The sequence below is a fragment of the Kluyvera ascorbata ATCC 33433 genome (assembly GCF_000735365.1).
Classification (GTDB): domain Bacteria; phylum Pseudomonadota; class Gammaproteobacteria; order Enterobacterales; family Enterobacteriaceae; genus Kluyvera; species Kluyvera ascorbata.
Genome location: NZ_JMPL01000005.1, coordinates 102,961 through 115,379 on the forward strand (window position 1 = coordinate 102,961; position 12,419 = coordinate 115,379).

The window sequence follows — 12,419 nt, forward strand, 5'->3', positions numbered from 1 at the left end:
ACAGCAACAATTTTGTTTTTTGTCTCGACCTCGCCTCTGGTGGTCCCCCACCGGCCAGGGAAATGAACACAAGAAAAGGATGACATGATGAAAAAACACATTCGGGTATTAACCAGCCTCTCTCTACCGCTGCTGTTCGTCAATAACTCCAGCGCAGCAACGTTAGAACAGGCGGTCAAAGACAGTTTGCTGTGGCACCCACAGGTCAGCGCCTCCGTTAACAGCCGTTACTCCGCCGACGAAGATCTCCGTGCGGCAAAAGGGGGATACTTACCTACGTTAAACCTGTCCGCCGGTACCGGTTGGGAGCAGACCGATAACTCCAGCACCCGAGCGGCAAACGACCACCACCGTAACCTGAATCGCAGTGAATCCAGCCTCAATCTGCGCCAGAACGTGTTTAACGGCTTTGCCACCACCAGCGAAGTCGCCCGGCAAAAAGCGACCGTCAACTCCCGTGCGTTCTCGGTGATGAACACCAGTGAAGTCACCGCGCTGAACGCCATTCAAAGCTACCTCGACGTGCTGATGCGTCAAAAAATGGTACAGCTGGCGCAAAATAACCTCACCAGCCACGAGCGCGTCTTCGATCAGATTCGTCTGCGCACCGAGCAGGGCGTTGGCCGTAAGGCCGACTATGAGCAGGCACAGGCGCGTCTGGCACAGGCCCGCAACAACCTGCTGACCGAGCAGACCAACCTTGAAGATGCTCAGGCCAACTACTACAGCGTGGTGGGCAAAGAGGCCTCCGGTCTGTCGATGCCGATGACCACCAAAGTCCCGGCTTCACAGGCCGACGCGCGCAAGCAGATGCTGGAAAATAGCCCGCTGCTGAAACAGGCCGATGCCGATGTTGAAGCCACCCGCCAACAGTACGAAGCGGCGAAATCTCGCTTCTATCCAAGCGTGGATATCGACCTCGGTCGCCGTATGGACAACAACGTCGATGGCACTCGCGGCCACGATCAGGAATGGCAGGCCATGGTTCGGATGAACTACAACCTGTTCAACGGCGGCAGCGATAAAGCCCAGCTCTCATCCTATGCCTACAAAATGCAGGAAGCACAGGACGTGAAGCGTAATGCGCTGCGCCAGCTCGATGAAGAACTTCGCCTGTCCTGGAACGCCTGGCAGAACGCCAAACAGCAGGTGCCGATCGCCAAAGATTACGCTGACCGCAGTGCCGTCGTGCGCACCGCCTATCAGGAGCAGTTCAGCATCGGCGAGCGTAGCCTGCTCGATATGCTGGACAGCGAAAACGAAGTGTTCAACGCCCAGCGCCGCTACGTCGAAATGCAGTTTGTGGAAATGTTCACCACCTACCGCATCAACGCTCGCATCGGCGACCTGTTAAAACAGCTCAATATTCAGGCACCAACGGCAGCACAGCCCGTTGAGGAGCAGCAAAGCGCACACGCCAATTTACCCGAACTGAAGTAACGATTTAGACCTACGGGCTACCCCACTCTCCGGCGGGGTAGCCCCTTATAGGCTTTGAGCAATACGAACATTTTGATGGCTTATGAGGTCTGATTATGGCGTCTTATACTGATTCACTTGAACATGTGACCTCCTCGCCTGATGACACCATCAGGCTCGACCCATGCCAGAATCACGATGATCCCCTGCTCGATGCGCTGATGATCATCTGCAAACTGCATAATATTATTTCCAGCCGTAACGTCTTAACCGCCGGACTCCCCCTCCAGGAAAACCAGCTCACTCAGGGCACTTTCCCACGCGCCGCCACACGTGCTGGCCCGAAAACATGTGGCGGTGCTGATTAGCTGGGATGGATTGAATCGCGCCCGGCCGTTGCCCTGGCACGTGCGCTGCTGGTCGACCGCCTGATAATCCTCGACAACGGTAAGATCATCGCGGACGGCCCAAAAGAGAGCGTCATGAACGCACTGAAAAAAGGACTAATTCATGCGCAACGCTAACCGAATCAACCGCCTGAAAGCCTGGCTTTTGGGTGATAAAAATACCTCAACCCTGGCCGCCAACGAAGTAAACAAAGCGCTGATCGACGACTCCCCGCGAGTGGTGCGTATCACGCTGTGGGCCATCCTCGGCTTCTTTATCATCATGATTGCCTGGGCCGCGCTTGCCGAAATTGACGAAGTGACGCGCGGTGATGGTAAGGCGATTCCCTCCTCACGACTGCAAAAAATCCAGAACCTGGAAGGGGGGATTGTCGCAGAAGTCTTCGTTCATGAAGGGGAAGTGGTCAACGCAGGCGCGCCGCTGCTGCGCCTGGATGATACCCGATTCCGTTCTAACGCCGGGGAATCGGAAGCCGACCGGCTGGCGCTGGAGGCGCGAATTCAGCGTCTGACCGCCCAGGTCGAGGGCAAAGACACCCTGACGCTATCGCCCACTATTATGACGAAATCCCCGGATATCGCGAACGGCGAACTGGCGCTTTTTGCCAGCGTAAACAAACGCATTCAGAGCGAACTATCCGGCCTCAATGAACAGCTGGTGCAGAAAAAACAGGAGCTGCTGGACTACCAGGCTAAAGCCGAACAGTACCGTCGTAGCCTGAGTTTGCTACAACAGGAAATCAGTATGTCTGAGCCACTGGTTGCCAAGGGGGCCATCTCAAAGGTTGAGGTGCTGCGTCTGCGTCGCTCTGAGGTAGACACCCGCGGGCAGCTGGAATCGGTGACGCTGGCGGTGCCACGAGCGCAGGCGGCGCTTAAAGAGATTGAGAGTAAAATGGGTGAAGCGCGTGGCCGCTACCGCAGCGAGGCGCTGTCGCAGCTCAATGAAGCGCGTACCGATCTCAGTAAAACCGAGGCTTCCGGAAAAGCGATTGAGGACCGGGTTAACCGTACGTTAGTCACCTCGCCGGTTCGCGGTATCGTTCAGCAGCTGATGGTCAACACCATCGGCGGCGTTATCCAGCCGGGTAACGATATTGTGGAAATCGTGCCGCTGGATGACACCCTGCTGGTCGAAGCTAAAATCCGCCCGCAAGACATCGCCTTTCTGCGCCCCGGCCAGGAAGCCATCGTGAAGTTCACCGCCTACGACTACACCATCTACGGCGGGCTGAAGGCCAAACTCGAGCAGATAAGCCCGGATACGGTGACGGATAAAGAAGGGAAAAGTTTTTACGTGATTCGTCTGCGTACCGAGAAAAACCATCTCGGCAGCGATAAAAATCCGCTGATTATTATTCCTGGCATGGTGGCCTCGGTGGATATTATTACCGGCAAGAAAACCATTCTTGCCTATCTGTTAAAGCCGATTCTGCGCGCCCGCGCGGAGGCGTTCCGCGAACGATAAGCATAAAAAAACCCCGGCATTACAATAATGTCGGGGTTTTTATTTGTAGGCCTGATAAGCGCAGCGCCATCAGGCAGTTCGATACACATTGCCGGATGGCGGCTTTGCCTTATCCGGCCTACTCGTTAATTTTCGGATGCTGCATCACCAGCTGCGAACGTTTTTCCTGCAGCGCGGCAATCTCGGCATCGATATCTTCAATCTTATGCTCGATATGGTCGTGATGCTCCTGGAGGATCTCCTTCGCTTCAGCCATATCCGACGCCGCAGGAGTTGCACCTTTCAGCGGTCGGTTGGCGGTCTCTTTCATCATCACGCCGGTCATCAGACCGATCACCGCGACCACCATCAGATAGTAAGCCGGCATCATCAGGTTCTGCGTCGACTCCACCAGCCAGGCGGCCAGCGTCGGCGTTACACCGGCAACCAGCACCGAGATGTTAAAGGCACTCGCCAGCGCGCTGTAGCGAATATGGGTTGGGAACATCGCCGGTAACGACGACGCCATCACCCCGGTGAAGCAGTTCAGAATCACCGCCAGCAGCAGCAGACCGGAGAAAATCAGGCCAATCGAGTTGCTGTTAATCAGCACGAAGGCCGGAATCGAGAACACCAGCAGCGCGATACTCCCCACAACCACAAACGGACGACGGCCAAATCGGTCGCTCAGCAGACCCATCACCGGCTGCACGAACAGCATACCGATCATAATGGCGATGATAATCAGCACGCCGTGGTCTTCCGAATAGTGCAGGTTATGCGACAGGTAGCTCGGCATGTAGGTCAGCAGCATGTAGTAGGTCACGTTGGTAGAGATAACCAGACCGATACACGCCAGCAGGCTGCGCCAGTGCTTGGTAGCAATCTCTTTAAACGATACCTTTGGACCATCCTGCAGACCCTGACGATCGCCCTGTTCCAGCTTATCCACGTGCTGCTGGAACGCAGGGGTCTCTTCCAACGCGTGACGCAGATAGAGACCGATAATCCCTAACGGCAGCGCGACGAAGAACGGAATACGCCAGCCCCACTCAAGGAAGTTCGCCTCACCCACCGCGGTGGAGAGCAGAACCACCAGACCCGCGCCCATCACGAACCCGGCAATTGAACCAAAGTCCAGCCAGCTGCCCATGAAACCGCGCTTACGGTCAGGGGAATATTCGGCCACAAAGATAGATGCCCCGGTATATTCACCGCCGACCGAGAAGCCCTGCGCCATTTTACACAGCAGCAGCAGGATTGGTGCCCAAATACCGATGGTCTCGTACGACGGAATAAGGCCAATACAGAATGTACTGAGCGACATAATAATAATGGTGATGGATAGAATCTTCTGGCGACCATATTTATCCCCGAGCATCCCGAAGAACAAACCGCCCAGCGGACGAATCAGGAAGGGAACGGAGAAGGTACCCAGTGCGGCAATCATCTGCACGCTCGGGTCGGCATCCGGGAAGAAGACTTTACCTAGCGCATAGGCAACAAACCCATAAACCCCGAAGTCAAACCACTCCATCGCGTTACCCAGTGAAGCAGCGGTAATCGCTTTGCGCAGCTTGGTATCGTCGATGATAGTGACGTCACGAATCGTGATCGGTTTTACTTTTTTCCTTTTAAGCATGGTTTTCCTCGTTCAATTTCGCCTTGAACGCACACCCAGTGGCGACAAACACACGATGTGTTTGCGAGGGCGCGTAAAGGGAGCCGTGGAGATGCTGGTCCCTTTTATCCAAGCGTAGCAGGTTTGCATGTCTGCGTGAGTCGATGTTTGCGGACAATCAAACCTGTTGGGCCTGCTGGCGAGTCAGTTAAAAAGCCGCCCCTCTGAAAATGACCGTGTGAGGGACAATCCTATTTACCCTAACAGCGATTAATATTGTGATCAACTTAACAAAAGCTTGAATCATGCTACTAAAGCGAAATATTCCGCTCACATTTGCCTGCTCATTTCCCGCTCAACGCTAGTGATGCCGCACCGTTCACGCCGTTTTTTCACCTCAATTTTGAAAAGAGTTTTTTCAGAATTTGTCACATTAAATTCACACCGTTTTTATCTTTCGAATCTCCTCGATATCAACATTTGAAATATGTGATCCATATATATAAAACATCGTTTTATTTTCATTGAATCACTATTTCTATAAATGCATTATGACTGTCGAAGCAACGTTGAAAATGTCGATGTGTTTCTTTTTAACACGCAAGTGTTGTGACATAAAAACACCAGATGATAGCCATATAACATACTGAAATTATTATACTTAACCTCTTCTATTGCGAGCAGCAATAAGAAGCGAGGACGCCATATGAAAATCAAAGCGACAATGGAACGAGTCCCTGGCGGGATGATGCTTATCCCGTTACTGTTAGGCGCGGTATTAAATACCCTGGCCCCAACAACCGGTGAATATTTCGGGTCTTTCACGAAAGGAATGATTGGCGGAACGGTGCCAATTCTGGCGGTATGGTTCTTCTGTATTGGGGCGTCCATTGATTTACGCGCAACCGGCACGGTATTACGCAAATCCGGCACGCTGGTGCTGACCAAAATCGCCGTTGCCTGGGTGGTTGCCATGATTGCGGCCTCCTTTATTCCTGATACCGGCATTCAGACTGGATTCTTTGCCGGTCTCTCCGTATTGGCCATTGTTTCCGCGATGGATATGACCAACGGCGGTCTGTACGCCAGCCTGATGAACCAGTACGGCACCAAAGAAGAGTCCGGTGCTTTCGTGCTGATGTCGCTGGAGTCCGGCCCGCTGATGACCATGGTGATCCTCGGTTCCGCAGGCCTGGCGTCCTTTGAGCCGCACCACTTTATCGGCGCCGTACTGCCATTCCTGATTGGCTTCGCCCTCGGCAACCTCGACCACGATCTGCGTGCGTTCTTCAGCAAAGCCACGCCGGTGCTGATTCCGTTCTTCGGCTTCGCGCTGGGTAACACCATCAACCTGAACGTGATTCTAGACACCGGCCTGCTGGGTATCGTGCTGGGCGTGGCGGTTATCATCATCACCGGTATTCCGCTGATTATTGCTGACCGCGTCATTGGCGGCGGGAATGGTACCGCAGGCGTAGCCGCCTCATCTGCCGCCGGTGCTGCCGTGGCGAACCCGGTTATCATTGCGCAGATTAACCCGTCGTTTGCCCCGGTTGCCGCCTCCGCAACGGCGCTGGTTGCCGCCAGCGTAATTGTCACCGCGATTCTGGTGCCGATTATTACCGCGCTATACGCTAAACGTTATGGCGCACCGCAATCCACAGAAAATACACCAGAGCGCGCTCAACAGCCCGCGCATCACTAATCAGACCCCTCTCCCTACAAGGGAGAGGGGAAAACCACCCTTCGTTTTCTGACCATTCGTCAACCAATTCCTCGATACCACCGACAAATGCAGGGTTTTATTGTATAATCAGGGCCATTTTCGGCGATTTGCCGTTTTACAGGCCTTTGCCTTTCGCACTGCACATTTGAGGATATATCCATGTCATTACCCCACTGCCCACAATGCAACTCCGAATACACCTACGAAGACAACGGCATGTTCATCTGCCCGGAGTGCGCGCACGAGTGGAACGATGCTGAACCGGCACACGACAGCGACGAGCTGATCGTCAAAGATGCCAACGGCAACCTGCTGGTCGACGGCGACAGCGTGACCGTAGTGAAAGACCTGAAGGTCAAAGGCAGCTCTTCGATGCTGAAAATCGGCACCAAAGTGAAGAACATCCGTCTTGTTGAAGGCGACCACAACATCGATTGCAAAATCGACGGTTTCGGCCAGATGAAGCTGAAATCTGAGTTTGTGAAAAAGAACTGATTGAACATGTAGCATTGCCGGATGGCGATGCTACGCATCTTATCCGGCCTACAAATTGCACTGTCCCGTAGGCCGGATAAGCGAAGCGCCATCCGGCAATACGCTCCCCGCCCCGCTTCGCCCCCAGAACCGACACGCACTACACTTAATGAGCACTTCTTACCTGAGGTAACGATCATGCCGTTAAGTCCCTATCTCGCCTTTTCCGGAAACTGCGCCGATGCCATTGCCTATTATCAGCAGGCGCTGGGTGCGGAACTGCGCTACAAAATCACCTTCGGCGAAATGCCGCCCTCCGCCATGGACGACGAAGGCGGCTGCCCGTCCGGCCTGAAGTTTCCCGATAGCGCTATCGCCCACGCCAACGTCCACATCGCGGGTAGCGATATCATGATGAGTGACGGCACCTCGCCGGATGCCGCAGGCTACTCTGGCTTTACGCTGGTGCTCGACACCCAGGATGTGAAAGAGGGTAAACGCTGGTTCGACAATCTCGCCGCCAACGGCAAGGTTGAAATGGCCTGGCAGGAGACCTTCTGGGCACACGGTTTTGGCCGCGTCGTCGACCGCTACGGCGTGCCGTGGATGATTAACGTGGTCAAACAACAAGAGCCCACGCTCTAACAACGCGGGAGGCCACGGCCTCCCGTCCTGTCATCAAATCCCTGCCAATTATTCATCGCCGAGTCATCCCGCCTTAACCCAAATGTCACACTACTTCGCCACGATGAGGCCACCTTAATTGAGGGTCTCAACATGCAAACGATTATTCGCGTTGAAAAGCTCAACAAGACGTTCAATCAGAATCAGGTACTCCACGCCATTGACCTGAACGTCCACGCCGGTGAGATGGTGGCTCTGCTTGGCCCGTCCGGTTCTGGCAAATCCACCCTTTTACGTCATCTGAGCGGCCTTATCGTCGGCGATAAAACGCCGGGCAGCCGCATCGAACTGTTGGGCAACACCGTACAGCAGTCGGGCCGTCTGGCGCGCGACATCCGCAAGAGCCGCGCCCACACCGGCTACATCTTCCAGCAGTTCAACCTTGTTAACCGTCTGAGCGTAATGGAGAACGTGCTGATTGGCGCGCTCGGCAGCACGCCGTTCTGGCGCACCTGCTTTAGCTGGTTCACCCGCGAGCAGAAACAGCGCGCCCTGCAGGCGTTAACCCGCGTGGGCATGGCGCACATGGCCCACCAGCGCGTCTCGACGCTCTCCGGCGGCCAGCAGCAGCGCGTGGCGATTGCCCGTGCGCTGATGCAGCAGGCGAAGGTGATCCTCGCCGACGAACCTATCGCCTCGCTGGACCCAGAATCCGCGCGCATCGTGATGGACACGCTGCGCGACATTAACCAGACCGACGGCATCACCGTGGTGGTGACGCTGCATCAGGTCGACTATGCGCTGCGCTACTGCGAACGCATCGTCGCGCTGCGTCAGGGACACGTGTTCTACGACGGCAGCAGCCAGCAGTTTGATAACGAACGATTTGACCATCTCTACCGCAGCATTAATCGCGTCGAAGAGAACGCGCAGGCTGCTTAACGTCCCCACAATGAGGAATGGAAATGAGTTATAAAGCCGTTGCCGCGCTGGCTTTTACCAGCATGTTTAGCCTCAGCACCCTGTTAACCCCAGCCCACGCGGAAGAGCAGGAAAAAGCGCTGAACTTCGGCATTATTTCGACGGAATCACAGCAGAACTTAAAGCCGCAATGGGAACCGTTCCTGAAGGACATGGAAAAGTCGCTGGGCGTAAAGGTTAACGCCTTCTTCGCACCGGACTACGCGGGGATTATCCAGGGGATGCGCTTTAACAAGGTCGATATCGCCTGGTACGGCAACCTCTCCGCCATGGAAGCGGTGGACCGCGCTAACGGTCAGGTATTCGCTCAGACCGTGGCCGCCGACGGCTCCCCAGGTTACTGGAGCGTGCTAATCGTCAACAAAGACAGCCCAATCAACAACCTCAACGACCTGCTCGCCAAGCGTAAAGAGCTGACCTTCGGCAACGGTGACCCGAACTCCACCTCCGGCTTCCTGGTCCCAGGCTACTACGTCTTCGCCAAGAACAACGCTTCCGCCAGCGACTTCAAGCGCACGGTCAACGCCAGCCATGAAACCAACGCCCTGGCCGTTGCCAACAAGCAGGTGGATGTCGCCACTAACAACACCGAAAACCTCGACAAGCTGAAGGTCTCCGCGCCGGACAAGCTGAAAGAGCTGAAAGTTATCTGGAAGTCACCGCTGATCCCAGGCGACCCAATTGTGTGGCGTAAAAACCTGTCTGAGTCCACCAAGGACAAGGTGTACAGCTTCTTTATGAACTACGGCAAAACGCCGGAAGAGAAAGCGGTGCTGGAACGTCTGGGCTGGGCACCGTTCCGCGCTTCCAGCGACCTGCAACTTCTGCCGATTCGCCAGCTGACGCTGTTTAAAGAGATGCAGACCGTGAAGGGCAACGGCACGCTGAACGACGCCGAGAAGGCCACGAAGACCGCCGATATCCAGGCGCGTCTGAACGACCTTGACCGTACCACGGCGGCGATTGGCGCGATGACGTCAGTGACCAAAGCGGTGCAGTAATGCTTTTCCCCCTCTCCCCATAGGGGAGAGGGGACTCAGGAAACCCGGAGACCAACCATGCAACACACCATCACCGTTCCCCCGCCCAAGCGCAGTTGGTTTTCGCTTATCAGCTGGGCCATTCTGCTGGCGGTGCTTGTCGTCTCCTGGAAAGGGGCGGAAATGAACCCGGTCACGCTGTTCAAAGACGCGGGCAACATGGCAACCTTCGCCGCCGACTTCTTCCCGCCGGACTTTAGCCTGTGGCAGGACTACCTCAAAGAGATGGCCGTCACCCTGCAAATCGCCGTCTGGGGCACCGCGCTGGCGGTCGTACTCTCCATTCCCTGCGGCCTGATGAGCGCCGAAAACCTGGTGCCGTGGTGTGTTTACCAACCGATGCGTCGCCTGATGGACGCCTGCCGCGCCATCAACGAAATGGTTTTCGCCATGCTGTTCGTTGTCGCCGTCGGCTTAGGTCCGTTTGCCGGGGTGCTGGCGCTATTTATTCATACCACCGGCGTGCTCTCCAAGCTGCTTTCCGAAGCGGTGGAAGCCATTGAACCCGGCCCGGTTGAAGGCATTCGCGCCACCGGCGCTAACAAAATCGAAGAGATCCTCTACGGCGTCCTGCCGCAGGTCATGCCGCTCTTAATCTCCTACTCGCTCTACCGCTTCGAGTCCAACGTCCGCTCCGCCACGGTAGTCGGGATGGTTGGCGCAGGCGGCATCGGCGTGACGCTGTGGGAGGCGATTCGCGGTTTCCAGTTCCAGCAAACCTGCGCACTGATGGTGCTTATCATCATCACCGTTAGCCTGCTGGATTTCCTCTCTCAGCGTTTGCGTAAGCACTTCATCTGATTAGCGAGGTTTTGTTGACTATGCACCTGTCTACACATCCGACCAGTTATCCGACGCGTTATCAAGAGATTGCCGCTCGCCTGGAGCAAGAGCTGCGTCAGAACTACCGCTGCGGCGACTATTTGCCCGCCGAGCACCAGCTCGCGGCGCGCTTTGAAGTGAACCGTCACACCCTGCGCCGCGCCATCGACCAACTGGTGGAAAAAGGCTGGGTTCAGCGCCGCCAGGGGATTGGCGTGCTGGTGCTGATGCGCCCGTTCGACTACCCGCTGAACGCTCAGGCGCGCTTTAGCCAGAACCTGCTCGACCAGGGCAGCCACCCCACCAGCGAAAAGCTGCTGTCGGTGCTGCGCCCGGCCTCTGGCCATATCGCCGAAGCGCTGGGGATAGCCGAAGGCGACAACGTCATTCACCTGCGCACGCTGCGCCGGGTTAACGGCGTGGCGCTGTGCCTTATCGATCACTACTTTGCCGACCTGCAGCTCTGGCCTACGTTGCAAAGCTTCAGCAGCGGTTCGCTGCATGACTTCCTGCGTGAGCAAACCGGCATTGCGCTCAAACGCAGCCAGACCCGCATCAGCGCGCGCCGGGCGCAGGCCAAAGAGAGCCAGCGCTTAGAAATCCCCAACATGGCACCCCTGCTGTGCGTGCGCACCCTGAACCATCGTGAAGGCGATGACCAGGCGATGGAGTACTCCGTCAGCCTGACCCGCGCCGACATGATCGAATTTATTATGGAGCACTGAATGCATCTTGATACCGCGACCCGTCAGCACTGGATTTCGGTGCTGTCCCACAGCGACCCCGCCAATCTTGCGGAAAAAATGATCGCGCTGAACATTACCGCCGACTACGAGACGATTCGCGCCCCGGAAACCGGCCTGGTCCAACTTCAGGGCCGCATGGGCGGCACCGGAGAACGTTTTTTTGCCGGCGATGCCACGCTGACCCGCGCCGCCGTGCGCTTGAGCAACGGCACCGTGGGCTACAGCTGGGTGCTGGGGCGCGATAAACCGCACGCCGAGCGCTGCGCGGTGATTGACGCGCTAATGCAGCAACCCACCCATTTTCAAACCTTATTAGAAACCCTGATTACCCCGCTGGAAGCCGACCGTACCGCACGCATTGCCGCACGTCAGGCTGAAATCAACGCCAGCCGGGTCGACTTCTTTACTCTGGTTCGCGGAGATAACGCATGACCCTGGAAACCGCTTTTACCCTTCCCGTGCAGGATGCCCAGCACAGCTTTCGTCGCCTGTTAAAAGCCATGAGCGAGCCGGGCGTGATCGTCGCGCTGCATCAGCTCAAACACGGCTGGCAGCCGCTGAATGTCGCCACCACCAGCGTGCTGCTGACCCTTGCCGACAACGACACGCCGGTGTGGTTATCCAACGCACTGCACAACGATATCGTCAGCCAGAGTCTGCGTTTTCACACCAACGCGCCGCTGGTTGAGCAGCCGCAGCAGGCGACCTTCGCGGTGTCGAGCGATACCATCAGCAGCGAGCAGCTAAACGCCCTGTGCGAAGGCAGCGCCGTAGCCCCGGAAACCAGCGCCACGCTGATTGTGCAGGTCTCAAGCCTCAGCGGCGGTCGCATGCTGCGCCTGACCGGCGCAGGTATTGCCGAAGAACGCATGATCGCCCCGCAGTTACCGAGCTGCATTCTGCATGAACTGACCGAACGCCCGCACCCGTTCCCGCTTGGCGTGGATTTAATCCTCACCTGCGGCGAGCGTCTGCTGGCTATTCCGCGCACCACTCACGTCGAGGTTTGCTGATATGTACGTTGCCGTCAAAGGGGGCGAGAAGGCGATAGCCGCCGCCCATGCGCTACAGGAACATCGACGTCGGGGCGATACCGCGCTGCCGGAACTCAG

The 12,419-nt window shown here is 56.4% G+C and carries 13 protein-coding genes and 1 pseudogene; 13 read left to right on the forward strand and 1 reads right to left on the reverse strand.

Annotation, left to right across the window (positions count from 1 at the left end):
* Positions 1-87 precede the first annotated feature (87 nt).
* From GKAS_RS02900 to GKAS_RS02905, 3 genes are all read left to right on the forward strand, one after another.
* Positions 88-1,440: a TolC family outer membrane protein gene (locus GKAS_RS02900; protein ID WP_035891902.1), complete on the forward strand. Its 1,353-nt coding sequence runs from the start codon at positions 88-90 to the stop codon at positions 1,438-1,440.
* Positions 1,441-1,535: 95 nt separating this feature from the next.
* Positions 1,536-1,787 (forward strand): cysteine peptidase family C39 domain-containing protein, encoded by a 252-nt coding sequence (locus GKAS_RS24760; RefSeq protein WP_181814592.1) that lies wholly within the window; start codon positions 1,536-1,538, stop codon positions 1,785-1,787.
* Between the two features lie 142 nt (positions 1,788-1,929).
* Positions 1,930-3,294 carry an HlyD family type I secretion periplasmic adaptor subunit gene (locus GKAS_RS02905; protein ID WP_035891903.1) on the forward strand — a complete coding sequence of 455 codons (1,365 nt, stop codon included), beginning with the start codon at positions 1,930-1,932 and terminating at the stop codon, positions 3,292-3,294.
* A gap of 118 nt (positions 3,295-3,412) precedes the next feature.
* Here GKAS_RS02905 and proP read toward each other — a convergent pair whose 3' ends face one another.
* Positions 3,413-4,915, reverse strand: a complete 1,503-nt coding sequence (gene proP / locus GKAS_RS02910; RefSeq protein ID WP_035891904.1) for a glycine betaine/L-proline transporter ProP — start codon at positions 4,913-4,915, stop codon at positions 3,413-3,415.
* Positions 4,916-5,600: 685 nt separating this feature from the next.
* Here proP and kdgT point away from each other — a divergent pair.
* The 10 genes and pseudogenes from kdgT to GKAS_RS24765 all read left to right on the forward strand — a co-directional run.
* Positions 5,601-6,599, forward strand: coding sequence for a 2-keto-3-deoxygluconate transporter (gene kdgT, locus GKAS_RS02915; protein WP_035891905.1), 999 nt, complete (start codon positions 5,601-5,603; stop codon positions 6,597-6,599).
* A 180-nt stretch (positions 6,600-6,779) separates the two neighbouring features.
* Positions 6,780-7,115 carry a zinc ribbon domain-containing protein YjdM gene (locus GKAS_RS02920; RefSeq protein ID WP_035891906.1) on the forward strand — a complete coding sequence of 112 codons (336 nt, stop codon included), beginning with the start codon at positions 6,780-6,782 and terminating at the stop codon, positions 7,113-7,115.
* A gap of 177 nt (positions 7,116-7,292) precedes the next feature.
* Positions 7,293-7,739, forward strand: a complete 447-nt coding sequence (gene yjdN / locus GKAS_RS02925) for a VOC family metalloprotein YjdN (protein ID WP_035891907.1) — start codon at positions 7,293-7,295, stop codon at positions 7,737-7,739.
* Positions 7,740-7,871: 132 nt separating this feature from the next.
* A complete protein-coding gene (phnC, locus tag GKAS_RS02930; protein WP_035891908.1) occupies positions 7,872-8,660 on the forward strand; it encodes a phosphonate ABC transporter ATP-binding protein in 789 nt (262 codons plus the stop codon).
* Positions 8,661-8,683: 23 nt separating this feature from the next.
* Positions 8,684-9,700 (forward strand): phosphonate ABC transporter substrate-binding protein, encoded by a 1,017-nt coding sequence (gene phnD, locus GKAS_RS02935; protein WP_035891909.1) that lies wholly within the window; start codon positions 8,684-8,686, stop codon positions 9,698-9,700.
* A 57-nt stretch (positions 9,701-9,757) separates the two neighbouring features.
* On the forward strand, positions 9,758-10,540 hold the full coding sequence (phnE, locus tag GKAS_RS02940) for a phosphonate ABC transporter, permease protein PhnE (protein ID WP_035891910.1): 783 nt from the start codon (positions 9,758-9,760) through the stop codon (positions 10,538-10,540).
* A gap of 20 nt (positions 10,541-10,560) precedes the next feature.
* Positions 10,561-11,286, forward strand: a complete 726-nt coding sequence (phnF, locus tag GKAS_RS02945) for a phosphonate metabolism transcriptional regulator PhnF (protein WP_035891911.1) — start codon at positions 10,561-10,563, stop codon at positions 11,284-11,286.
* Positions 11,287-11,739 carry a phosphonate C-P lyase system protein PhnG gene (gene phnG, locus GKAS_RS02950; RefSeq protein WP_035891912.1) on the forward strand — a complete coding sequence of 151 codons (453 nt, stop codon included), beginning with the start codon at positions 11,287-11,289 and terminating at the stop codon, positions 11,737-11,739.
* The gene (phnH, locus tag GKAS_RS02955; RefSeq protein ID WP_035891913.1) at positions 11,736-12,320 is read left to right on the forward strand and encodes a phosphonate C-P lyase system protein PhnH; all 585 of its coding nucleotides are present in this window, start codon (positions 11,736-11,738) and stop codon (positions 12,318-12,320) included. The genes phnG and phnH overlap by 4 nt, the downstream gene beginning before the upstream one ends.
* A gap of 1 nt (position 12,321) precedes the next feature.
* A pseudogene (locus tag GKAS_RS24765) lies at positions 12,322-12,419 on the forward strand (carbon-phosphorus lyase complex subunit PhnI); the annotation flags it as partial.

Coding starts and splice junctions, on each gene's coding strand:
- proP (WP_035891904.1), bottom strand. CDS start 4,915: ATGCTTAAAAGGAAAAAAGTAAAACCGATCACGATTCGTGACGTCACT.
- phnF (WP_035891911.1), top strand. CDS start 10,561: ATGCACCTGTCTACACATCCGACCAGTTATCCGACGCGTTATCAAGAG.
- kdgT (WP_035891905.1), top strand. CDS start 5,601: ATGAAAATCAAAGCGACAATGGAACGAGTCCCTGGCGGGATGATGCTT.
- GKAS_RS02920 (WP_035891906.1), top strand. CDS start 6,780: ATGTCATTACCCCACTGCCCACAATGCAACTCCGAATACACCTACGAA.
- GKAS_RS02900 (WP_035891902.1), top strand. CDS start 88: ATGAAAAAACACATTCGGGTATTAACCAGCCTCTCTCTACCGCTGCTG.
- phnE (WP_035891910.1), top strand. CDS start 9,758: ATGCAACACACCATCACCGTTCCCCCGCCCAAGCGCAGTTGGTTTTCG.
- phnH (WP_035891913.1), top strand. CDS start 11,736: ATGACCCTGGAAACCGCTTTTACCCTTCCCGTGCAGGATGCCCAGCAC.
- GKAS_RS24760 (WP_181814592.1), top strand. CDS start 1,536: ATGGCGTCTTATACTGATTCACTTGAACATGTGACCTCCTCGCCTGAT.
- yjdN (WP_035891907.1), top strand. CDS start 7,293: ATGCCGTTAAGTCCCTATCTCGCCTTTTCCGGAAACTGCGCCGATGCC.
- phnC (WP_035891908.1), top strand. CDS start 7,872: ATGCAAACGATTATTCGCGTTGAAAAGCTCAACAAGACGTTCAATCAG.
- GKAS_RS02905 (WP_035891903.1), top strand. CDS start 1,930: ATGCGCAACGCTAACCGAATCAACCGCCTGAAAGCCTGGCTTTTGGGT.
- phnD (WP_035891909.1), top strand. CDS start 8,684: ATGAGTTATAAAGCCGTTGCCGCGCTGGCTTTTACCAGCATGTTTAGC.
- phnG (WP_035891912.1), top strand. CDS start 11,287: ATGCATCTTGATACCGCGACCCGTCAGCACTGGATTTCGGTGCTGTCC.